This is a genomic window from Streptomyces pimonensis (assembly GCF_041380215.1).
GTDB lineage: Bacteria > Actinomycetota > Actinomycetes > Streptomycetales > Streptomycetaceae > Streptomyces > Streptomyces pimonensis.
On record NZ_JAHWZY010000014.1, the window covers coordinates 103,833 to 124,451 of the forward strand.

Annotated in this window: 20 protein-coding genes; 12 read left to right on the top strand and 8 right to left on the bottom strand. The window is 71.4% G+C overall.

The genetic code is table 11. The features are described from left to right. Nucleotides 1–278 precede the first annotated feature (278 nt). Nucleotides 279–1,127: an ABC transporter permease gene (locus KYY02_RS16340; RefSeq protein ID WP_371238679.1), complete on the bottom strand. Its 849-nt coding sequence runs from the start codon at nt 1,125–1,127 to the stop codon at nt 279–281. Continuing rightward, entirely contained in the window at nt 1,124–2,146 is a 1,023-nt protein-coding gene (locus KYY02_RS16345) for an ATP-binding cassette domain-containing protein (RefSeq protein WP_371238680.1), read from the bottom strand. The genes KYY02_RS16340 and KYY02_RS16345 overlap by 4 nt, the downstream gene beginning before the upstream one ends. Nucleotides 2,147–2,280: 134 nt before the next feature. On the opposite strand from KYY02_RS16345, the gene KYY02_RS16350 reads away from it, so the two are divergent. After that, nucleotides 2,281–3,264, top strand: a complete 984-nt coding sequence (locus KYY02_RS16350; RefSeq protein WP_371238681.1) for an NAD(P)H-quinone oxidoreductase — start codon at nt 2,281–2,283, stop codon at nt 3,262–3,264. 111 nt (nt 3,265–3,375) lie between these two features. On the opposite strand, the gene KYY02_RS16355 is transcribed toward KYY02_RS16350, so the two are convergent. Further along, nucleotides 3,376–4,068: a hypothetical protein gene (locus KYY02_RS16355; RefSeq protein ID WP_371238682.1), complete on the bottom strand. Its 693-nt coding sequence runs from the start codon at nt 4,066–4,068 to the stop codon at nt 3,376–3,378. Nucleotides 4,069–4,259: 191 nt separating this feature from the next. Here KYY02_RS16355 and KYY02_RS16360 point away from each other — a divergent pair, with 191 nt between their 5' ends. Next, nucleotides 4,260–4,799, top strand: a complete 540-nt coding sequence (locus KYY02_RS16360; RefSeq protein WP_371238683.1) for a bacterial proteasome activator family protein — start codon at nt 4,260–4,262, stop codon at nt 4,797–4,799. 92 nt (nt 4,800–4,891) lie between these two features. Here the strand turns inward: KYY02_RS16360 and KYY02_RS16365 are convergent, their stop codons facing one another. After that, nucleotides 4,892–6,526 (bottom strand): protein kinase domain-containing protein, encoded by a 1,635-nt coding sequence (locus KYY02_RS16365; RefSeq protein ID WP_371238684.1) that lies wholly within the window; start codon nt 6,524–6,526, stop codon nt 4,892–4,894. Between the two features lie 346 nt (nt 6,527–6,872). On the opposite strand from KYY02_RS16365, the gene KYY02_RS16370 reads away from it, so the two are divergent. From KYY02_RS16370 to KYY02_RS16385, 4 genes are all read left to right on the top strand, one after another. Continuing rightward, nucleotides 6,873–8,504, top strand: a complete 1,632-nt coding sequence (locus KYY02_RS16370; RefSeq protein ID WP_371238685.1) for a protein kinase domain-containing protein — start codon at nt 6,873–6,875, stop codon at nt 8,502–8,504. 371 nt (nt 8,505–8,875) lie between these two features. Beyond that, entirely contained in the window at nt 8,876–10,081 is a 1,206-nt protein-coding gene (pdhA, locus tag KYY02_RS16375) for a pyruvate dehydrogenase (acetyl-transferring) E1 component subunit alpha (RefSeq protein WP_371238686.1), read from the top strand. 1 nt (nt 10,082) lies between these two features. Continuing rightward, nucleotides 10,083–11,060, top strand: a complete 978-nt coding sequence (locus KYY02_RS16380) for an alpha-ketoacid dehydrogenase subunit beta (RefSeq protein WP_371238687.1) — start codon at nt 10,083–10,085, stop codon at nt 11,058–11,060. A gap of 10 nt (nt 11,061–11,070) precedes the next feature. Next, on the top strand, nt 11,071–12,489 hold the full coding sequence (locus KYY02_RS16385; protein ID WP_371238688.1) for a dihydrolipoamide acetyltransferase family protein: 1,419 nt from the start codon (nt 11,071–11,073) through the stop codon (nt 12,487–12,489). Nucleotides 12,490–12,575: 86 nt separating this feature from the next. Here the strand turns inward: KYY02_RS16385 and KYY02_RS16390 are convergent, their stop codons facing one another. Beyond that, the gene (locus KYY02_RS16390) at nt 12,576–13,553 is read right to left on the bottom strand and encodes a BRO-N domain-containing protein (RefSeq protein WP_371238689.1); all 978 of its coding nucleotides are present in this window, start codon (nt 13,551–13,553) and stop codon (nt 12,576–12,578) included. Nucleotides 13,554–13,751: 198 nt separating this feature from the next. On the opposite strand from KYY02_RS16390, the gene KYY02_RS16395 reads away from it, so the two are divergent. The 3 genes from KYY02_RS16395 to KYY02_RS16405 are packed head-to-tail and all read left to right on the top strand — an operon-like array spanning nt 13,752 to nt 14,773. Further along, the gene (locus KYY02_RS16395; protein ID WP_371238690.1) at nt 13,752–13,910 is read left to right on the top strand and encodes a hypothetical protein; all 159 of its coding nucleotides are present in this window, start codon (nt 13,752–13,754) and stop codon (nt 13,908–13,910) included. A gap of 3 nt (nt 13,911–13,913) precedes the next feature. After that, complete coding sequence (locus KYY02_RS16400; RefSeq protein ID WP_371238691.1) at nt 13,914–14,120, top strand: DUF397 domain-containing protein; 207 nt, start codon at nt 13,914–13,916, stop codon at nt 14,118–14,120. A gap of 11 nt (nt 14,121–14,131) precedes the next feature. Further along, nucleotides 14,132–14,773 (top strand): HAD-IA family hydrolase, encoded by a 642-nt coding sequence (locus tag KYY02_RS16405; RefSeq protein WP_371238692.1) that lies wholly within the window; start codon nt 14,132–14,134, stop codon nt 14,771–14,773. A 255-nt stretch (nt 14,774–15,028) separates the two neighbouring features. Here KYY02_RS16405 and KYY02_RS16410 read toward each other — a convergent pair whose 3' ends face one another. Then, a complete protein-coding gene (locus KYY02_RS16410) occupies nt 15,029–15,928 on the bottom strand; it encodes a D-alanyl-D-alanine carboxypeptidase family protein (RefSeq protein WP_371238693.1) in 900 nt (299 codons plus the stop codon). A 194-nt stretch (nt 15,929–16,122) separates the two neighbouring features. On the opposite strand from KYY02_RS16410, the gene KYY02_RS16415 reads away from it, so the two are divergent. Together KYY02_RS16415 and KYY02_RS16420 are read left to right on the top strand one after the other, a co-directional pair. Beyond that, nucleotides 16,123–16,776, top strand: coding sequence for a GntR family transcriptional regulator (locus KYY02_RS16415; RefSeq protein WP_371238694.1), 654 nt, complete (start codon nt 16,123–16,125; stop codon nt 16,774–16,776). After that, a complete protein-coding gene (locus KYY02_RS16420) occupies nt 16,773–18,065 on the top strand; it encodes an MFS transporter (protein ID WP_371238695.1) in 1,293 nt (430 codons plus the stop codon). Before KYY02_RS16415 ends, KYY02_RS16420 begins: the two co-directional genes overlap by 4 nt. 131 nt (nt 18,066–18,196) lie before the next feature. Here KYY02_RS16420 and KYY02_RS16425 read toward each other — a convergent pair whose 3' ends face one another. Beyond that, nucleotides 18,197–19,021, bottom strand: coding sequence for a maleylpyruvate isomerase family mycothiol-dependent enzyme (locus tag KYY02_RS16425; RefSeq protein ID WP_371238696.1), 825 nt, complete (start codon nt 19,019–19,021; stop codon nt 18,197–18,199). A 182-nt stretch (nt 19,022–19,203) separates the two neighbouring features. On the opposite strand from KYY02_RS16425, the gene KYY02_RS16430 reads away from it, so the two are divergent. After that, complete coding sequence (locus tag KYY02_RS16430) at nt 19,204–19,998, top strand: carbon-nitrogen family hydrolase (RefSeq protein WP_371238697.1); 795 nt, start codon at nt 19,204–19,206, stop codon at nt 19,996–19,998. Between the two features lie 15 nt (nt 19,999–20,013). Here the strand turns inward: KYY02_RS16430 and KYY02_RS16435 are convergent, their stop codons facing one another. After that, a complete protein-coding gene (locus KYY02_RS16435; RefSeq protein WP_371238698.1) occupies nt 20,014–20,508 on the bottom strand; it encodes an LURP-one-related/scramblase family protein in 495 nt (164 codons plus the stop codon). Nucleotides 20,509–20,619 lie beyond the last annotated feature (111 nt).

Here is a 20,619-nt window from a genome sequence, read left to right on the forward strand (position 1 = left end):
GGGTCGCCTTCTTCCCGGGGTCGCCTTCTTCCCGGGGTCGCCTTCTTCCCGGGGCCGTCTCCTTCCCGGGGCCGTCTCCTTCCCGGGGTCGCTTTCTTCCCGGGGTCGCCTTCTTCCCGGGGCCGTCTCCTTCCCGGGGCCGTCTCCTTCCCGGGGTCGCTTTCTTCCCGGGGTCGCCTTCTTCCCGGGGCCGTCTCCTCCCTGAGGCCGCCTCCTCCCTGAGGCCGCCTTCTTCCCGAAGTCGCCCCTTCCCGAGGCCGCTGCCCTTCCGGTGTCGTCTATTTCCTGTTGTAGAGCCGCATCGTGACCGGACCGAAGACCACCACGAACAGACCGGACCAGCCCAGCGTCCAGGCGATCTCGTCGGCCGGCCAGTCACCCGCCATCAGTCCGCGCACGGCGGACGCCAAGTGGGTGACGGGGCTGTTGTTGACGAACGCCTGGAGCCAGCCCGGCATGGTGCGCGGGTCGACGAAGACGTTGGACAGGAAGGTGAGCGGGAAGATCACCATCATGCTGACGCCCATCACCGACTTCTCGGTGCGCAGCATCAGCCCGAACATGGTCCAGATCCACGAGAAGGCGAACGAGAACAGCACCAGCAGCGCGATCCCGGCGAGCACTCCGACCACTCCGCCGTCGGCGCGGTAGCCGAGGACCAAGCCGACGGTCAGCATCACGACGGACGCGATGGTGTAGCGCAGGGCGTCGCCGAGCAGGTAGCCGACCATCGTCGACGGCCGCCAGATCGGCAGGCTGCGGAACCGGTCGAAGACGCCCTTCTCGATGTCCGTGTTGACCGAGACGCCGGTGTACATGGTGATCATCACGACCGACATCACCAGGATCCCCGGCAGCAGGAACTGGATGTACTCCTTCGGCGAGCCGGCCAGCGCCCCGCCGAACAGGTACGTGTACATCAGCACCATCATGATCGGGAAAGCCGTCACGTCGAACAGCTGCTCCGGCACATGCTTGATCTTCAGAATCGCCCGCCAGCCGAAGGTCAGCGAGGCCGACCACGCACTGGGCCGCGGCGGACGCTCCTTCGTCACGAGCAGTTCGGTGAGGGAGTCGGTGTGCACCGGGGCGAGTTCGGCGCTCTCGGTGGTCGTCGTGGTGCTCATGCCGCCACCTCGTCCTTCGGGCCGTGGGAGTGGTCCTGGTCGGATGCGTGCGTGTCGTGGCCGGTGAGGGCGAGGAACACCTCGTCCAGGCTGGGCTGGCCGAGCGAGAAGTCGTCGACGGTGACGCCGGAGCGGGTCAGTTCGCTCAGCGCGCGGGCGGCCTGCTCGGCGGCCGTGTCGTGGCTCGTGGCAGTGGTGAGGCGGGCGGTCAGCGCCACCGGGTCGGGTTCGGGCTGCACCCGCGCGTCGAGGGCGCGGTGCAGCAGGTCGGCGGCGAGCGGACGCTGCTGCGGGTCCCGCAGCCGCAGGTGGACGGTTCCGGCGCCGACGGACGCCTTCAGTTCGCCCTTGGTGCCCTCGGCGATCACCTTGCCGCGGTCGATGACGGCGATCCGGGACGCCAGTTGGTCGGCCTCGTCCAGGTACTGCGTGGTCAGCAGCACCGTCGTGCCCTGGGCGACGACCGCGCGCACGATGTCCCACACCTGGTTGCGGCTGCGGGGGTCCAGGCCGGTCGTCGGTTCGTCGAGGAAGAGCAGGTCGGGGGTGTTGAGGATGGACGCGGCGATGTCGATGCGGCGCCGCATGCCGCCCGAGTAGTGCTTGACCTGCTTCCCGGCCGCGTCCGTGAGGCCGAAGGCCTCGAGCAGCTGGGCGGCGCGGGTACGGGCGGCGGGCTTGCGGTGGCCGAGGAGCCGGCCCAGCAGGACCAGGTTCTCGGTGCCGGTGAGGTCCTCGTCCACGGACGCGTACTGGCCGGTGAGGCTCACCCGGCCACGCACCTCGTCGGCCTCGCGCACGATGTCGTGGCCGAAGACATGGGCCTCGCCGCCGTCGGGCCGTAGGAGGGTGGCGAGCATCTTCACGGTGGTGGTCTTGCCGGCGCCGTTCGGTCCGAGGACCCCGTACACCGTGCCGGCCGGTACGACGAGATCGACGCCGTCGACGGCCCGTGTCTCACCGAATGTCTTGACCAGGCCGACGGTCTCGATCGCCGGGCCGGACGTCTGCGCGCTCATGCTTCGGGTCCTTCCGCATGCTTGGGCTACGCATGGACAGACCTTCACGGTCGCGCAGACTCATCGCTCCCGCACACGGATTTCCGAACGGCTCGGTCCGGCACGCACTCCCGCTCCGGAGTACCGTCCCCCTCATGTATGCGATCACGATTCCCGAACCCGGTGGGCCCGAGGCGCTGGTGTGGGACGAGGTCCCCGACCCCGTGGCCGGCCCCGGCGAGGTCCTGGTCGAGGTGGTGGCCGGTGCCGTCAACCGGGCCGACATCCTCCAGCGGCAGGGCTTCTACGACCCCCCGCCCGGCGCCTCCCCCCACCCCGGTCTCGAATGCTCCGGACGGATCGCCGCGCTCGGTGACGGGGTCAGCGGATGGGCCGTCGGCGACGAGGTCTGCGCGCTGCTCGCCGGCGGCGGCTACGCGGAGAAGGTCGCCGTCCCGGCCGGGCAGCTGCTGCCCGTCCCCCAGGGGCTCACCGTCGACCAGGCGGCCGCGCTGCCGGAGGTCGTCTGCACGGTCTGGTCCAACGTCTTCATGGTCGCCCACCTCCGCCCCGGCGAGACCCTCCTCGTGCACGGGGGTTCCAGCGGCATCGGCACCATGGCGATCCAGCTCGCCAAGGCCGTCGGCGCGCGGGTAGCCGTCACCGCCGGCACCACGGAGAAGCTGGAGCGCTGCGCCGAACTCGGCGCCGACATCCTGGTCAACTACCGCGAGCAGGACTTCGTCGCCGAGCTGAGGAAGGCCACCGACGGCGCCGGCGCGGACGTCATCCTCGACAACATGGGCGCCAAGTACCTGGACCGCAACGTCCAGGCCCTCGCCGTCAACGGCCGGCTCGCCGTCATCGGCATGCAGGGCGGTACGAAGGGGGAGCTGGACATCGGCGCCCTCCTCGCCAAGCGCGCCGCCATCAGCGCGACCTCGCTGCGGGCCCGCCCCCTGGAGGAGAAGGCGGCGATCGTGGCGGCCGTACGCGAACACGTCTGGCCGCTCGTCGCCGGCGGCCGGGTCCGTCCCGTCATCGACCGTGAGATTCCGATGCCGGACGCGTCCACCGCCCACCGGGTGGTGGAGGAGAGCGGCCACATCGGCAAGGTCCTGCTGGTCACGCCGGCCTGAGTCCGGCGGGCCGGGGTGGGGCCCGTCCCCGCTTCCGGCCCGCCGGGGACGCGCCGCCGTGCGCGTGTCCCGGTGGCCCCTCAGGAGGCTCCCGGCAGGGTTCCGTCCGGCTCAGGACGTGCCGCGCCCCTGGCGCATGCGCAGGGCCACGACAGCGAGGCCGAAGCCGAGTCCGATGAGCATCAGCCCGCTGCCGAGCGGCAGGATGCGCAGGGCGGGCCCGGTGGAGGCGGTCGTGTCCGGTTCCGCCGCCCGCGAGGTCGCGGAGGGCGCCGGGACCGCCGCCGGTGACGTCGGCGTCCGCGGGACGGTGTCGTCCCCGCCGGGCGCCCGGGACCCGGCGTCGGCGTCCCCTGGGCGCGGCACGCCGACCGCGTCGGGCCGGTCGTTCACGTCCCCGGCGTGCCCGTGCCTCCGCGATACGGCGTCTTCGTCCCCGCCGTCCGCCCCGTCCCGGTCGCCGTGCTTCCGCTCCCGTGACTCCCGCTCGGCCGCCTCGTGCCGCTTCGGCCGGTCGTGGTCCTCGTCCGGCCGGTCCCCGGCTCGCGACGGCTTCCCGGAGTGCGGCGAGGAGTGCGGAGGGGGCGACGCCGAGGGCGTCGACGAGGGTGAGGAGGACGGGGGTGGGGACGCGGGGACGGTGCCGCCGATCCCGTACGCCGCCCCCGCGCCGAGGGGCGCGGCGACAGGGCCGAGGGGCGCGGCGACAGGGCCGAGGGGCGCGGCGACAGGGCCGTACGGCATCACCGCCGCCCCCGCGACCAGAACGACCGTCGCCCCCGCTGCACGCAGCCATGGAGTCACGACCGTGACCTCCCGCGCCGACCGGTGCTCGGTCGCACCGTCGGCAAGATGGGCCGGATGGACACCCAACAGCCTGTCATTCCCGGATGCTCCCGGCATTCCGGATGCGGCCGTCGGGTGGACCCCCCGGAAGATCCCCGCTTCCGGGGGCACCGCCCGAGCGGGGGACGGGCGTGCGCGACAATGGCGGCATGGAGATGCCGAGGAACGAACGATCACCGGAGAATCCGCAGATCCTGGTCGTCGGCCAGGACGGCATGGCGCTCGGCGGCGGCACCGGGGACGAGGACTCCCGTGAGACCCCGCTCACGGAGCAGGTGGAGCAGCCGGCGAAGGTCATGCGGATCGGCAGCATGATCAAGCAGCTGCTGGAGGAGGTGCGCGCGGCTCCCCTGGACGAGGCCAGCCGGGTCCGTCTCAAGGAGATCCACGCCAGTTCGGTGAAGGAGCTGGAGGACGGCCTGGCCCCGGAACTGGTCGAGGAGCTGGAGCGGCTCTCCCTGCCCTTCACGGACGAGACCACCCCGAGCGACGCCGAACTGCGGATCGCGCAGGCCCAGCTGGTGGGCTGGCTGGAGGGCCTGTTCCATGGCATCCAGACCACCTTGTTCGCCCAGCAGATGGCCGCGCGCGCCCAGTTGGAGCAGATGCGCCGTGCCCTCCCGCCGGGTGTCGGCGACGGCCCGGACGACCCGCACCCGGGCGGCCGCTCGGGCGGCCCGTACCTGTAACCGCCCACCGCCCCCGCCCGAACGAGAAGAGCGACACGAAGGGGCCCGGCAGCCGATGCCGGGCCCCTTCGCCGTGTCGTGTGCGGCCGGGATCAGGACGGAGGGTTGCCCGTGGAGACCTTGAGTGTGATCTCAGGCATGTTCTCGGGGTCGACGTCCGTGCCCGCCGGCGGGTACTGCTCCCGGACGGAGCCCTCGCCGTAGGTGTTCTCGTCCACCTTGAGGATCTTGATGTCGCTCCAGCCTGCGGCCTGGAAGCACTCCTTCACGGACCCGATGTACTTGTACTGGAAGTTCGGCATCCGGACCATGTCGGGGTCGTTGTACGACTCCTCCGGCTCCTCGCACTTCTCCTTGTCGATCTTCTTCGACATGTCCGGCCCGCGGTAGCCCTCCGCCTTGGTCGCCGACGTCGACGCCGAAGCGCCGCCGGCCTGCGGATCCCCCTCGCCGCCGTTCATCAGCAGCGTCGCGACCAGGCCGCCGACGGCGACGAGCGAGACGACGACCGATCCGATGACCACCGGCTTGTTCCGGCCGCCGCCGGAGCCGACCGGAGCGGACGCCTGGGGCGTGATGTCGTACGGCGGCGGGGTCTGCGGCCCCGGCTGCGGCGCGTACGGCGACGGGGCGGGCGCCTGGTAGCCGCCCTGCTGCGGATAGCCGTACGCCGGGGAGGGCGCGGGCGGTGCCGGGGTGCCGTAGGGGTGGGGCGCCGGCTGGTACGGCGTCCGCACGCCGCCGGTGGGCGCCGGGGCCGCCTGGTCGACCGGCGGGAACACCGCGGAACCGACGCCCGCGCCGCTCTGCGCCTGCGCACCGGGGACGATGCTCGGCGGGGCCGCGTGGAAGGACTGTGCCACCCGCAGGCACTCCCCGCGCATGGACTCCGCGCTGGGGAAACGCTCGTTCGGATTCTTCCTCAGTGCGCGGGCGATCAGCGCGTCCACGGCCGGCGGCAGCGAACGGTTGACCGAGGACGCGACCGGCGGCTCCTCCTGCACGTGCGCGTACGCGATGGCCAGCGGCGAGTCCGCGTCGAACGGCAGCCGCCCGGTGACCAGCTGGAACAGCATGATGCCGACCGAGTACAGGTCGGAGCGGGCGTCCACGCCCCGGCCGAGCGCCTGCTCCGGGGAGAGGTACTGCGGGGTGCCGACGACCATGCCGGTCTGCGTCATCGACGTCACGCCGGACTGCATGGCGCGGGCGATGCCGAAGTCCATGACCTTGACCACGCCGCGCTTGGTCATCATCACGTTGCCCGGCTTGATGTCGCGGTGGACCAGCCCCATCTCATGGCTGATCTCCAGGGCCGCCAGGACGTCCGCGGTGATCCTCAGTGCCTTGTCGGCGGGCATCGCGCCCTGCTGCCGCACGTCCTCGTCGAGCACGGACCCCAGCGGGCGGCCCTCGACGTACTCCATGACGATGTACGGCGTCGTCATGCCGTCCACGTCGTCCTCGCCGGTGTCGAAGACCGAGACGATGTTGGTGTGCGTGAGCTTCGCCACGGACTGGGCCTCGCGGCGGAAGCGCTCACGGAAGGCCTGTTCCCGGCCGAGTTCCGTGTGCAACGTCTTGATGGCGACCTGGCGGTCGAGCACGCTGTCGTAGGCGAGGTGGACCGAGGCCATGCCGCCCTGGCCGAGCAGGTCCCGCAGTTGGTAACGTCCGCCGGCGAGCGCCCGCCCCGCACCTCGGCCCTGTGCGCCGTGCTGGCTCATGTTCCGCTTCCCCCGTAGCCTCTTCGGCTCCGCCGTCGGTGACCGGCCCGTCGTGGATCCGGTGCACCATTCCCGGCCAAGTCTGCCCCAGGCCACTGACACGTCAAGCGCGGTGCCCGTTCCGTGACCGTACGCGAATGAAGCGTCGCGGAAGCGTTACAGGGGACGTACTGCCGGTACACGGAATTTGCACGACAGTACGGAGTGAGGGTTTCATGACCGGTCCGTCTCGTACCGGTCCTGACAGCCCGTCCCGGACCGGGGGCACACGCTGAGGCTGTAGCGTGGCCGACGAAGACCGTGACAACACCGCGCGCACCGCGGGCAGAAACGACGGCGAGGACTGATGGCACAGCAGCAGCGCGCTCAGGGCCCGTCCGACCCCGAGGCGACTGGCGGCGGCATCTCGGACGCGCCGGACAACTGGGGCAACGGCGGGCTCGTCGGCGACGGCCGGTACCGGCTGACCCACCGGCTCGGCCGGGGCGGCATGGCCGAGGTGTTCGCCGCCGAGGACGTACGCCTCGGGCGCACGGTCGCCGTCAAGCTGCTGCGCGCCGACCTCGCCGAGGACCCCGTCTCCAAGGCGCGCTTCACGCGCGAGGCGCAGTCGGTGGCCGGTCTCAACCACCACGCGATCGTCGCCGTGTACGACTCCGGCGAGGACGTCGTCGGCGGCCAGTCGGTGCCGTACATCGTGATGGAGCTGGTCGAGGGCCGCACCATCCGCGACCTGCTGATGAACGCCGAGGCCCCGGGCCCCGAGCAGGCGCTGATCATCGTCTCCGGAGTCCTGGAGGCGCTCGCCTACTCGCACCAGCACGGCATCGTGCACCGGGACATCAAGCCCGCCAACGTCATCATCACCAACAACGGCGCCGTGAAGGTGATGGACTTCGGCATCGCCCGCGCCCTGCACGGCGCGTCCACGACGATGACGCAGACCGGCATGGTCATGGGCACCCCGCAGTACCTCTCCCCGGAGCAGGCCCTCGGCAAGGCCGTCGACCACCGGTCCGACCTGTACGCCACCGGCTGCCTGATGTACGAACTGCTGGCGCTGCGGCCCCCCTTCACCGGTGAGACGCCGCTGTCGGTGGTCTACCAGCACGTCCAGGACATCCCCACGCCCCCGTCGGAGGCCTCGGACGCCTGCCCGCCGGAGCTGGACGGGCTGGTCATGCGCTCCCTCGCCAAGGAGCCCGACGACCGTTTCCAGACGGCCGAGGAGATGCGCGGGCTGATCCAGTACGCCCTGCAGATGCTCTACGAGCAGGGCGGCCACACCGGCACCTGGAACACCGGCCCGGTGGAGATGCACGAGGGCCCGCGCACCCCGGCGGCCGGCTTCGCGGGCACGGCCGCGATGCCGCACCCGGACGCCTCCGGTACGGCGGCGATCCCGCAGCCGATCCTGCCCACCGGGTACGGCGGCAGGGACGACGGCGGCTTCGAGGGCCACGGCAACCAGGGCAGCGGTCGCGGCAAGCTGTGGATCCTCGCGGTGCTCGCGGTGATCGCCGTCGCGGCGGGCGTGGCGCTGGCGATGAACAGCAGCGGCGGTGAGGGCGGTGGCAAGACCGGCCCGTCCCCGTCCGTGACGCAGAGCACCAAGGACGAGAAGGCCAGCGAGAGCCCGAGCGACGAGGCGACCGAGGAGACCACCGACCCGGGCACGGAGACCGAGACCGACCCGGGCACGGGATCCGGCGGGAGCTGGAACCAGCCGTACACACCGCCCGTGATGCCGTCGGCGCCGCAGACGGAGACGGAGACCGAGGCGCCGGCCGACCCGCCGCCGTCCACGCAGCCGACCCAGACGGGCGGCACCGGGGACGACGGCACCGGGGACGACGGCACCGGGGACGGCAGCACCGGGGACGGCAGCACCGGAGACGACGGCACCGGGGACGGCAGCACGGACGCGGGCAGCGAGAACGCCGGCACGGGCAGCATCGAGGGCGTGACCACCGGCTGACCCCGGCCGGCTCCGGCCGCACCCCCGCTCACCCCGCGCGGCGCACCACCTCCGGTCACGGAACTCGGCCCTTCCCGTGCCCGGGGTGGCCGGGATAACGTGCCGTTGCTCCGGCCTCTTGCGGGGCTGTGACCAGCGCACCTTCGGGACCCTCCCCGATTTACTTGGAAATCCAAGCAAAATCGCAGGTCAGGGGGGTTTCACAGAGATGTGGTGCACTGGGTAACGTGCCTCTTGCAGGGCGCTCGCCGGGGCACCTGTCACGCCTGTTCCCGGCCGAGTGGCACCCACCCCGTGCCCGGTGGTCGAGAACAGGTGAGCCGCACTGGCCCACCGGCAACCCCGGGGGCCGGACCGACGGAGGAGCACACGTGACCGTGGAGAGTACTGCCGCGCGCACACCGCGACGCAGCGCCGGAAACAAGGCCGGCACCACCGGCACCAAGCGCACCACCCGCACCGCCAAGAAGGCTGCCGGAGCCGGGAAGGGCGCCGAGCCCGCCCTCGTCCAGCTGCTGACGCCCGAGGGCGAGCGCGTCAAGAACGCCGAGTTCGACCGGTACGTCGCCGACATCACCGCCGACGACCTGCGCGGTCTGTACCGCGACATGGTGCTCACCCGCCGCTTCGACGCCGAGGCCACCTCCCTGCAGCGCCAGGGCGAGCTGGGCCTGTGGGCCTCGCTGCTCGGACAGGAGGCGGCGCAGATCGGTTCCGGCCGGGCGCTGCGCGACGACGACTACGTCTTCCCCACCTACCGCGAGCACGGCGTCGCGTGGTGCCGCGGGGTGGACCCGACCAACCTGCTCGGCATGTTCCGCGGCGTGAACAACGGCGGCTGGGACCCGAACGGCAACAACTTCCACCTGTACACGATCGTCATCGGCTCGCAGGCCCTGCACGCCACGGGCTATGCGATGGGCGTCACCAAGGACGGCGCGGACAGCGCGGTCATCGCCTACTTCGGCGACGGCGCGTCCAGCCAGGGCGACGTGGCCGAGGCGTTCACCTTCTCCGCGGTCTACAACGCCCCGGTGGTGTTCTTCTGCCAGAACAACCAGTGGGCGATCTCCGAGCCGACCGAGAAGCAGTCCCGGGTGCCGCTGTACCAGCGCGCGCAGGGCTTCGGCTTCCCGGGCGTCCGCGTGGACGGCAACGACGTGCTGGCGAACCTGGCCGTCACCAAGTGGGCCCTGGAGCGGGCGCGCGCCGGTGAGGGCCCGACGCTGGTCGAGGCGTTCACGTACCGCATGGGCGCGCACACCACCTCCGACGACCCGACCCGCTACCGGGGCGACGAGGAGCGCCTGGCCTGGGAGGCCAAGGACCCGATCCTGCGCCTTCGCCGCTATCTGGAGTCCTCGGACCACGCGGACGAGGGGTTCTTCGCGGAACTGGAGACCGAAAGCGAGGCGCTGGGCAGGCGAGTGCGCGAAGCGGTCCGTGCCATGCCGGATCCGGACCACTTCGCCATCTTCGAGAACGTGTACGCGGACGGACACGCGCTCGTGGACGAGGAGCGTGCGCAGTTCGCCGCCTACCAGGCGTCGTTCGCGGACGCGGACGGGGGTAAGTGACATGACGGAGAAGATGGCTCTGGCCAAGGCGATCAACGAGTCGCTGCGCCGCGCCCTGGACGCGGACCCCAAGGTCCTCGTCATGGGCGAGGACGTCGGCAAGCTCGGCGGCGTGTTCCGGGTGACGGACGGGCTGCAGAAGGACTTCGGCGACAGCCGTGTCATCGACACCCCGCTCGCCGAGTCGGGCATCGTCGGCACCGCGATCGGCCTGGCCCTGCGCGGCTACCGCCCCGTGGTGGAGATCCAGTTCGACGGCTTCGTCTTCCCGGCGTACGACCAGATCGTCACGCAGCTGGCGAAGATGCACGCCCGCTCGCTGGGCAAGGTCAAGCTCCCCGTCGTCGTGCGCATCCCCTACGGCGGCGGCATCGGCGCGGTGGAGCACCACTCGGAGTCCCCGGAGTCGCTGTTCGCGCACGTGGCCGGTCTGAAGATCGTGTCGCCGTCGAACGCGTCGGACGCGTACTGGATGATGCAGCAGGCCGTCCAGAGCGACGACCCGGTGATCTTCTTCGAGCCCAAGCGGCGCTACTGGGACAAGGCCGAGGTCGACACCGAGGCGATCCCGGGCCCGCTGCACACCGCGCGTGTGGTGCGCGAGGGCACGGACCTCACCCTCGTGGCGTACGGCCCGATGGTGAAGCTCTGCCAGGAGGCCGCCGACGCGGCGGCCGAGGAGGGCCGCTCCCTGGAGGTGCTGGACCTGCGCTCGGTCTCCCCGCTCGACTTCGACTCCATCCAGGCGTCGGTGGAGAGGACCCGCCGCCTGGTCGTGGTCCACGAGGCACCGGTGTTCTTCGGCTCCGGCGCGGAGATCGCCGCCCGGATCACGGAGCGCTGCTTCTACCACCTGGAGGCCCCGGTGCTGCGCGTGGGCGGCTACCACGCCCCCTATCCGCCGGCCCGCCTGGAGGAGTCCTATCTCCCGGACCTGGACCGGGTGCTGGACGCCGTCGACCGCTCGCTGGCGTACTGAGGAGAGGGCCGTGACGACGATGACGAACGCGTCCGTACGCGAGTTCAGGATGCCGGACGTGGGCGAGGGCCTCACCGAGGCCGAGATCCTCAAGTGGTATGTCCAGCCCGGTGACACGGTCACCGACGGCCAGGTGGTCTGCGAGGTCGAGACGGCGAAGGCGGCCGTCGAGCTGCCCATCCCCTACGACGGTGTGGTCCGCGCGCTGCACTTTCCCGAGGGCACCACGGTGGACGTGGGCACGTCCATCATCGCGGTGGACGTCGCGGGCGGCGCGGCCCCGGAGGAGGAGGCACCCGCTCCTGCCCCCGCTCCCGCTCCCGCTCCCGCCGCGGAGCCCGAGGAGAAGCCGGCGGCCCGCCAGCCGGTCCTGGTCGGCTACGGCGTGGCGACGTCCTCGACCCGCCGCCGCCCCCGCCGGACGACGCCCCCGGACACCGCTGCCCAGCAGGCGGCGGCAGCGGTCCAGCAGGAGCTGAACGGGCAGGCCCCGGCGGCCCCCGTCGCGGGCGTGTCGCGCCCGCTGGCGAAGCCGCCGGTGCGCAAACTGGCGAAGGACCTGGGCGTCGACCTGACGACGGTCGTCCCGACCGGCCCGGACGGCGTCATCACCCGTGAGGACGTCCACGCGGCGGTGGCGGTGGTCCAGGCACCGCAGGAGCAGCCCGCCCCCGTGTCCGCACCGGCTCCGGCCGCCGCCCCGGCCGCCCCGGTGTCGTACGACACGGCCCGGGAGACCCGCGTCCCGGTCAAGGGGGTCCGCAAGGCCACGGCGGCGGCGATGGTCGGCTCGGCGTTCACGGCGCCGCACGTCACGGAGTTCGTGACGGTCGACGTGACCCGCACGATGAAGCTGGTCGAGGAGCTCAAGCAGGACAAGGAGTTCACGGGCCTGCGCGTGAACCCCCTGCTGCTGATCGCCAAGGCCCTGCTGGTCGCGATCAAGCGGAACCCGGAGATCAACGCGTCGTGGGACGAGGCGGCCCAGGAGATCGTGGTCAAGCACTACGTCAACCTGGGCATCGCGGCGGCCACCCCACGCGGCCTGATCGTCCCGAACATCAAGGACGCCCACGCCAAGACACTGCCCCAGCTCGCCGAGTCCCTCGGCGAACTGGTGTCCACGGCCAGGGAGGGCAGGACCTCCCCGTCCGCGATGCAGGCCGGCACGGTCACGATCACCAACGTCGGCGTCTTCGGCGTCGACACGGGCACGCCGATCCTCAACCCCGGCGAGTCCGCGATCCTTGCGGTCGGCGCGATCAAGCCCCAGCCGTGGGTCCACAAGGGCAAGGTCAAGCCCCGGCAGGTCACCACCCTGGCCCTCTCCTTCGACCACCGTCTGGTCGACGGCGAGCTGGGCTCCAGGGTCCTGGCGGATGTGGCGGCGATCCTGGAGCAGCCGAAGCGGTTGATCAGCTGGGCATGACGCCCGCGAACCGCTAGGTTCATGAGGCAGGAGGGGCGCCGCAACTTCGGATTGCGACGCCCCTCCTGCCGTTCCCTCCGACCCGCTCAGCCCTGCTGGAGCACGTACACCGGAGCCCCGCCCTCGGCCCCGCCCCGCGAGCGGATGCAGGCGTGCTTGAGCAGCAGCCGGAGGCACTCGTTGACGCGGCGCACGGACAGCCCCGTACGGGCGGCGATCGACTCCAGCGACTCGCGCAGCTCCCCCCGTTCCACGAGCACCGGCGCGACGACCACGGCCACCGCCCACACGTCCTCCGTCACGGACAACCGCTGCCGCCAGTCGGCGAGCACCGACTCGGTGGTGGGCCGCGCGGTGAGGAGGGCCGTGGGCGTCCGGCGTTCGAGGACGAGGGTGTCGAACCGGTCCGCGATGCGTTCCATCGCCCGGACCATGGCCTGCTGCACGGCGAGGGTGGCCTGCTGGGTGACCAGCAGCTCCCTCTGCATGGTCAGCATCTCCTTCTGCAAAGCGATCGATTCGCGCTGCCCGTCGGCCAGCTTCTCGTCCAGCTGGAGGTTGTGCGCCTCCAGCCGGACGATGGCCTCGGCGACCTGCTCCGGCATCGCGTAGGCGATGGGAGCGCCGGGTGCGGCGGACTGCACCTCGGCCTCGTCGAGGGAGTAGGAACCCTCGCGCTGAACGGTCTCGATCACTTCGGCGACCCACTGCTTGAAGGGAGCGCAGGCCGGTTTGGTGCAGGCGTTGACGAGGAGGATCAGACCTTGCAGAGAGATGACTTGCAAGTCTCGACGCCACTCCCTACCTGCGGGAATTCTGAGACCGTAAGCTCTGCTTACGGTCTCGATACACTCTCGATGCTCGTCGGGAACATGGTCTGCGAGCGCCTGCCGGGAGTTGGTGTGGCCGAGTTCCTTGCAGACGTCCACCGCCGGGAACCAGTGCGTCCCGTCCGGCATCGTCAGCCTCCGCACCCGGGCGCCGGTCGCCGCGTAGACGAAGTCGCTGACGTCGATCGCCTCGTGCCGCTCGGCGGAGTTCCGCCGTTTGCTGGGTTCATTCATGTGAGTTACCTCCGCTGGGGAACGTAGAGCGGGGCGGAACGCATGTGCCAGCCGCTTCGGCGATGTTCACGACTGCGAGCGAAGCCGACCGAAACGGCTGTGCCGACCGGCGGGAGCGTGTAGGGCGGATGCCCGAGAGGGCTGCGTACGGCGGCCGCGAGGCACGGGAAAGTCGTCTCCTGCGCGGAGCCCGGTGCGATGGACGTGGTCCACAGGGACACGACCTCGTCTACCCTGTGGACGGAGAGCGAGAAGGACGCCGCGCGTCACAGCGCCACGTTCGAGCGGATCGCCCGGAGTGGGCTCGCTCTGCGGGGCTCCACCGCCCTGATCGAACGCGTCCGCAAGGAGCTGTGAGCCGTGCCGTACCTCGAGTTCCGTAGGTCCAGTCACAGCGGCGGCGATGCTCACGGCGAGCGTGTCGGGGTCGCCCGCGACATACCCGGCACCGTGGCCGTCCGGAACTCCAAGGACGCCGCCGGGGCGGTACTCCGGCTCGCGCCCTCCGCCTGGGCGGCGTTCCACGCGGGCGCCGTCGTCGAACGCCGTGCCACATGGGGCCGGTGACCGCCTCCGGCATGTCCGGCAGACCCTTCGACGCGGTGCTGTGCGACCTCGACAACGTGATCCGCTTCTACGACACGGCCCCGCTGGCCGAGTTGGAACGCGCCGCGGGACTGGCCGAGGGCACCACCATGAACGTGGCCTACGCGCCCGACGTGGACCTGCCCCTCCTGCTCGGCAGGATCACGACGGAGGAGTGGGTGGACTCCATCGCGTCGGCGCTCTCCGGCCGGGTGCCGCAGGCGTACGCCCGTCGGCTGGGCAGGGCGCTCACCGATGCCCCGTTCCGGGCCGATGACGCGGTGGTGACCCTGTTGCGCCAGGTGAAGAGGCACCTCCCTCTGGTCCTGGTGACCAACGCGACCCTGGAGCTGGAGCGCGACCTCGCGTCGATGGGGCTGGCGGACCTCGCGGACCACGTCGTCAGCAGCGCGCGGGTGGGGGTGGCCAAGCCCGACCGGGAGATCTACGAGATCGCGGTCCGGCGGGCGGGAACCGTCGCCGGACGCTGCCTGTTCGTGGACGACCGGCCGGAGAACGTCGAGGCCGCCGTCACGCTGGGGATGACCGGTGTGCACTACCGCGAGCCCGCCGATCTCCGCAAGGCGCTGGACTTCGTGTTCGGCGCCGGGGGCGACGCCGTGACCCACGTGTGAGGAGGGACGCGACGACCGCCGGGACGGGACGCGCGGGCGGTGACCGGAGCGAATCCCCGGGTGGGAACGGCGCGCGGGCGGCGCGTCGCCGGAAGACCCGCTCCCGTCGGCTCCCGGCACCACTTCCTGCCTGCGGGAGTCCCGGGACCGCGGCCGGCTGTCGCCGGAAGCCCGTGCAGACGGCAGTGCGGACGGCAGTGCGAGGCAGGGGGAAGGGGCCCGCCGGTACGGGTGGGCCCCCGTCGCGTCCGTGGGTCAGATCCTGCCGAAGCCGTAGCCCAGGAGCTTCTTCGCGTCCTTCTCGCGTTGGGCGGCGGAGGAGGAGGCGAGGACCGTGCCGATGACCGTCTTGCCGTTGCGGGTCGCGGCGAAGACCAGGCAGTACTTGGACACCGAGCCGGAGCCGGTCTTCACGCCGATCGTGCCGCTGTAGCTGTTGAGCAGCGTGTTGGTGTTGGTCCACGGCGCCATCGTGCGGGTGCCGCCCGTCTTCGTCTTCGTCTTCGCCGTGTACTTCTTCGTCTTCACGATCGAGCGGAACGTGGAGTTCTTCATCGCGCTGCTCGCGATCTTCGTCAGATCGCGCGGCGTGGAGTAGTTGTTGCCGTTCCCGATGCCGTCGAAGGAGTCGAAGCGGGTGTTCTTCAGACCCAGCTTCTTCGCCTCGGCGTTCATCTTGCCGACGAACGACTTCACGCGCGCCGCGCGCGTCGAGCCGGAGCCGAACTTGTCCGCGAGCGCGTACGCCGCGTCGCAGCCGGACGGCAGCATCAGCCCGTACAGGAGCTGGCGCACGGTGACCTTGTCGCCGACGATCAGCCGCGCCGACGAGGCGTTCTTCGACACGATGTAGTCGCTGTACGCCTTCTGGATCGTGACCTTGGCGTCGAGGTTCAGGTTCTTCTGCGCCAACACCACCTTCGCGGTCATGATCTTCGTCGTCGAGCCGGTCGAACGACGCGTGTCCGCCGCCTTCGTGTACAGCGACTTGCCGTTCGCGTTGTTCATCACGAAGCCGCCCTTGGCGACGACGGACGGAGCGGCGGCGGCCTGCGCGGGTGCGGCGTAGAGGGCTCCGGAGGCGAGCAGGGCGCCGGTGGTCACGGCGACGCCGACGGCTCTGCGGATACGGAAGCCCTGAATGTCGATCTTCAAGTCGAATACCCCGATTACCTGGAATGGCCGTATCCTGCGGCCAAGTTGAGGTGCGGACCATAAAAGGGCCGCACCTTTCTGACTCCCGGTGCGTACGGATGGTTGTGCGTGCGCCGGGGGTCGCTTCCGACTTCTCAGGGTCCGCATCGTGGAGGGATTCTCCCATGCGTGCGTGTTGTATCTATCCTGTCCGCATGAGCATGGCCGCCGTGAAGCAACCACCCGCCACCGACCGCGTCTACACCCACGTCAAGAAGGGCGTCCTGGAGCGCCGTTACGAGGGCGGGACGCTGCTCACCGAAGGCGAGCTGGCCGAGGCCGTGGGGGTCTCGCGGACCCCCGTGCGCGAGGCGCTGCTGAGGCTGGAGGTCGAAGGGCTGATCAAGCTCTACCCGAAGAAGGGCGCCCTCGTCCTGCCCGTCTCCGCGCAGGAGATCGCCGATGTCGTCGAGACCCGGCTGCTCGTCGAGGAGCACGCCGCCAGGAAGGCCGTACCCGCGTGCCCCGCACTCATCGAGCGTCTGGAGGAGCTGCTCGCCCGGCAGAAGGAGCAGGCCGCCGTCGGCGACTTCGCCGCGGCCTCCGTCACCGACCGGTGTTTCCACGCCGAGATCGTCCGCAGCGGCGGCAACGAGATCCTCTCCCGCCTCTACGACCAGCTCCGCGACCGCCAGCTGCGGATGGGCGTCGCCGTGATGCACTCCCACCCGGACCGGATCGCCAAGACCCTCGCCGAACACGGGGAGATCCTCCGGGCGCTGCGCTCCGGTGACGCGGAGGCGGCCGTCGACGTCGTCCACCGGCACGTCGGATGGTTCTCCCACCTGGCCCGGGGCGAGGTGCGATGAGCGGCACGCTGCCCGGGGACCCGCCCGGCGGGCGGCGCGCCCTCGCCGTGTGGGGGATCGGCGTCTCGGTCTACTTCGTCGCCGTCATCTTCCGCACGTCGCTCGGTGTGGCCGGTCTCGACGCCGCCGACCGCTTCGACGTGGGCGCCTCCGCCCTGTCCACCTTCTCCATCCTCCAATTGCTGGTCTACGCGGGCATGCAGATACCCGTCGGGCTGCTGGTCGACCGGCTCGGTACCAGGAAGGTGCTGGGTATCGGCGCCGTGCTGTTCACGGCCGGGCAGCTCGGCTTCGCGTTCTCCCCGTCGTACGGCATGGCGCTCGCCTCGCGGGCCCTGCTCGGCTGCGGTGACGCGATGACGTTCATCAGCGTGCTGCGGCTGGGCACCCGGTGGTTCCCGGCCCGGCGCGGGCCGCTGGTCGCGCAGATGGCCGGGCTGGCCGGCATGGCGGGCAACCTCGTCTCCACGCTGGTCCTCGCCCGGTTGCTGCACGGTATCGGCTGGACGGCGGCGTTCGCGGGCAGCGCGGTGGCCGGCGTCGTGGTGTTCGTGCTGCTCCTGCTGTTCCTCAAGGACCACCCCGAGGGGCACGAACCGGCGCCCGTTGCGCACCGGGGCGCCGCCTACGTGCGCCGGCAGATCGCCGCCTCCTGGCGGGAGCCGGGGACACGGCTGGGGCTGTGGGTGCACTTCACCACCCAGTTCCCGGCGATGGTGTTCCTGCTGCTGTGGGGGATGCCGTTCCTGGTGGAGGCGCAGGGGCTGTCCCGGGCCGCCGCCGGTGAGCTGCTCACCCTCGTCGTGCTGTCCAACATGGTCTTCGGGCTGGTCTACGGTCAGGTCCTCGCCCGGCGCCACGGGGCGCGGCTGCCGCTGGCGCTGGGGACGGTGGGCGCGACGGCGGTGCTGTGGGCGGCCACTCTGGTCTGGCCGGCGGACACGGCGCCGACGTGGCTGCTGGTGGTGCTGTGCGCGGTGCTGGGAGGCTGCGGGCCGGCGTCGATGATCGGGTTCGACTTCGCGCGGCCGGCGAATCCGCCCGAGCGGCAGGGGACGGCGTCGGGGATCACCAACATGGGGGGCTTCATCGCCTCCATGACGACGCTGTTCGCGGTCGGTGTGCTGCTGGACGCGACCGGGGACGACTACGCCGTGGCCTTCTCGTCCGTGTTCGTGCTGCAGGCGCTGGGTGTCACCCGGATTCTGCGGTTGCGGAGGCGGGCGGCGCGCAGGGAGCGGGAGCGGTCGGTCGCGAGCCGGGTGAGTTCGGTGCACGTGCCTGTGTAGGCGTCCGGCGGCGCTGCCGGGCGGGGGCGGGTCGCGCGGCCCGGCGCTCGCGGGGCGCCTCCCCCCCCGCTCCCGGCTCCGCTCGAGCGGGGCCCCTCGCCCCTGCGGCACGACCGCCCGCGGTCGCCAGGCTACGGCGTCACCGCGAAGTAGCGGAGGATCGCCGCCGCCAGGTCCGGGTCGCCGTCCGTCTTCACCCGGTCCGTCACCGCTTCCGCCGTCACCCGGCCGCAGGCCAGACGGACGTAGGTCTCCCAGTCGAGGGAGAGGGAGGCGGCCGGGCCGAGGGCCGGGGCCGTTTCCAGGGTGCCGCGGCCCTGCATGTCGACGCGGACCGTGCGGAGGAACTCCACCGGGCCGTGGACGTCGATGACGACGGCCGAGCTGCGCGGCGCCTGCGCGAGCTCGGCGACCACGCGCGGCAGCTCGGCGAGCAGCACGTCACGGGCGACGTACGCGCCGGGGGAGTCGAGGTCGCCGGGTCGGCCGAGGGCCGCGCGCAGGTCCTGCTCGTGCGCCCACACGGCGAAGGCGTGCCGGCGCATGGACTCCTCCAGCGTCAGCTCCGTGCCGAGCGGGCCGCGCACCGTGGCGCCGGGATCGCGGTTCTCGTTCCGCAGCTGGCGGTTGCGGCGGATGATCATGAGGTCCAGCTCGGAGGTCATCTCCGGCGCCGTGTGGTGGCGGCGCACGTCGACCTGCATCTCCATGTACCGCTGGTGGTCGTTGGTGACGTGGAACAGGTCGCGCGGCAGCGCGTGGATGGGGCGGGGGTCGCCGTACATCTCGGAGTCCAGGCCGATGACGTGCGAGACGACATCGCGGACCGACCAGCCCGGGCACGGTGTCCGCCGGTTCCAGTCGGCCTCCGGGAGCGGCTGCACCAGCTCGGATATCGCCTCGATGGAGTGGGACCAGGCGTCGGCGTAGGGCTGGAGGGTGGGATGCAGGCTCACGGAACGGGACCCCTCGGCGGTCGGTACACGGGCAGGTTGTGGCGGCGGTGCCAGTGGGCGGTGGCTGCACTCGGCGGGTGTCTCGGAACGCTAAGTTACGCTGCTGTGAGGCACCCCGGCAGTGCTTTCGTGTGACGATCGTAGGCCCGTGTGCGCGGGCCGAATGCCAGGACGGTGGTAGTGTGCACGCTTCCTTGCTCCAAGTCGCGGTCAACGAGGACGAATCGGTCGAATCGCGCCGACGCCGGGTCGCCGGATGGGTGCGGGAGCAGGCCGGGGCCGATCTCGTCGTGCTGCCGGAACTGTGGACCACGGGCGCGTTCGCGTACGAGGAGTTCGGCGGCGAGGCGGAACCGCTCGAAGGGCCGACCTTCGAGGCGATGGCCGAGGCCGCGAGCGACGCCGGCGTGTGGCTGCACGCGGGGTCGATCCCCGAGCGCGACCCGGACGGCCCCCTCTACAACACCTCGCTCGTCTTCTCCCCCTCGGGTGACCTCGCCGCCGCCTACCGCAAGATCCACCGCTTCGGCTTCGACAAGGGCGAGGCCGTGCTGATGGGGGCGGGCGAGGCACTGGTGACGGTCCGTCTGCCGCAGACCGTCGTCGGTGTGGCGACCTGCTACGACCTCCGTTTCCCCGAACTCTTCCGCGGTCTCGTCGACGCCGGCGCCGAGACCCTCGTCGTCCCGGCGGGCTGGCCGGAGCGCCGCAGGTCCCACTGGACGCTGCTGGCACGCGCACGGGCGGTGGAGAACCAGGCGTTCGTCCTCGCGTGCGGAACGGCCGGGACGCACACGGGGGTTCCGCAGGCGGGTCACTCGATCGTGGTGGACCCGTGGGGCGAGGTCCTGGCCGAGGCGGGCCCCGGCGAGGAGGCCCTCATCGTCGACTTCGACCCGGCGACGGTCGCGGGCACCCGCGAACGCTTCCCGGCCCTCAAGGACCGCGTCCTGGGCCTGGACCGCCCCCACCGCTGACCCGGGGCCGGGGCCCTAGTCCTCCCGCTCCTTCTCCGCCAGGTGGATCACGCACACCGCCACCGCGATCAGCAGCGCCGGGTCCGCGTCCTCGCGCACGACGTCGACGGCGTAGGTGTCCCGTACGGTCAGCAGCCGCCGGGAGATCACGGCGAGCAGTTCGCCGTCGTACTCGACGGCGAACTCCCGGTCGAGGATCCGGCCGCTGACGTCCAGTTCGGTGCCGCCGTCCGCCAGCGACACCCGGTAGTGGTTGCGCAGCAGTGACAGCCGTTTGCGCCGTACGGTCGCCAGCGGTTCCCCGCCGCGCTCGATCACCATGGTGTCGCGCAGGGCGAACATCTTCTGGCGGATGTCGATGAGGACGCGCCCCCCGGTGTCCTTCAGCTCGAAGGTGTCCCGCAGACGCATCGCCTTGCCGTCGACGAGGAAGACCTTGTTCCCGTGGTCGTCCTCGATCCAGTAGTCGTCCCCGATCCCGAGGATCCGGTCGCGTACGAGGAATCTCATGCCGCCAGCCCTTCCCCGCGTCCGTGGCGACGACGCGGACGCTAGCCCGAGGGGCTGACGCCCGCCGGGCACGAGAAGGGCGCGGGGATCCGTCCCCCGCGCCCCGTCCTG

Coding starts and splice junctions, on each gene's coding strand:
- KYY02_RS16340 (WP_371238679.1), bottom strand. CDS start 1,127: ATGAGCACCACGACGACCACCGAGAGCGCCGAACTCGCCCCGGTGCAC.
- KYY02_RS16345 (WP_371238680.1), bottom strand. CDS start 2,146: ATGAGCGCGCAGACGTCCGGCCCGGCGATCGAGACCGTCGGCCTGGTC.
- KYY02_RS16350 (WP_371238681.1), top strand. CDS start 2,281: ATGTATGCGATCACGATTCCCGAACCCGGTGGGCCCGAGGCGCTGGTG.
- KYY02_RS16360 (WP_371238683.1), top strand. CDS start 4,260: ATGGAGATGCCGAGGAACGAACGATCACCGGAGAATCCGCAGATCCTG.
- KYY02_RS16365 (WP_371238684.1), bottom strand. CDS start 6,526: ATGAGCCAGCACGGCGCACAGGGCCGAGGTGCGGGGCGGGCGCTCGCC.
- KYY02_RS16370 (WP_371238685.1), top strand. CDS start 6,873: ATGGCACAGCAGCAGCGCGCTCAGGGCCCGTCCGACCCCGAGGCGACT.
- KYY02_RS16380 (WP_371238687.1), top strand. CDS start 10,083: ATGACGGAGAAGATGGCTCTGGCCAAGGCGATCAACGAGTCGCTGCGC.
- KYY02_RS16390 (WP_371238689.1), bottom strand. CDS start 13,553: ATGAATGAACCCAGCAAACGGCGGAACTCCGCCGAGCGGCACGAGGCG.
- KYY02_RS16395 (WP_371238690.1), top strand. CDS start 13,752: ATGGACGTGGTCCACAGGGACACGACCTCGTCTACCCTGTGGACGGAG.
- KYY02_RS16405 (WP_371238692.1), top strand. CDS start 14,132: ATGTCCGGCAGACCCTTCGACGCGGTGCTGTGCGACCTCGACAACGTG.
- KYY02_RS16415 (WP_371238694.1), top strand. CDS start 16,123: ATGAGCATGGCCGCCGTGAAGCAACCACCCGCCACCGACCGCGTCTAC.
- KYY02_RS16420 (WP_371238695.1), top strand. CDS start 16,773: ATGAGCGGCACGCTGCCCGGGGACCCGCCCGGCGGGCGGCGCGCCCTC.
- KYY02_RS16435 (WP_371238698.1), bottom strand. CDS start 20,508: ATGAGATTCCTCGTACGCGACCGGATCCTCGGGATCGGGGACGACTAC.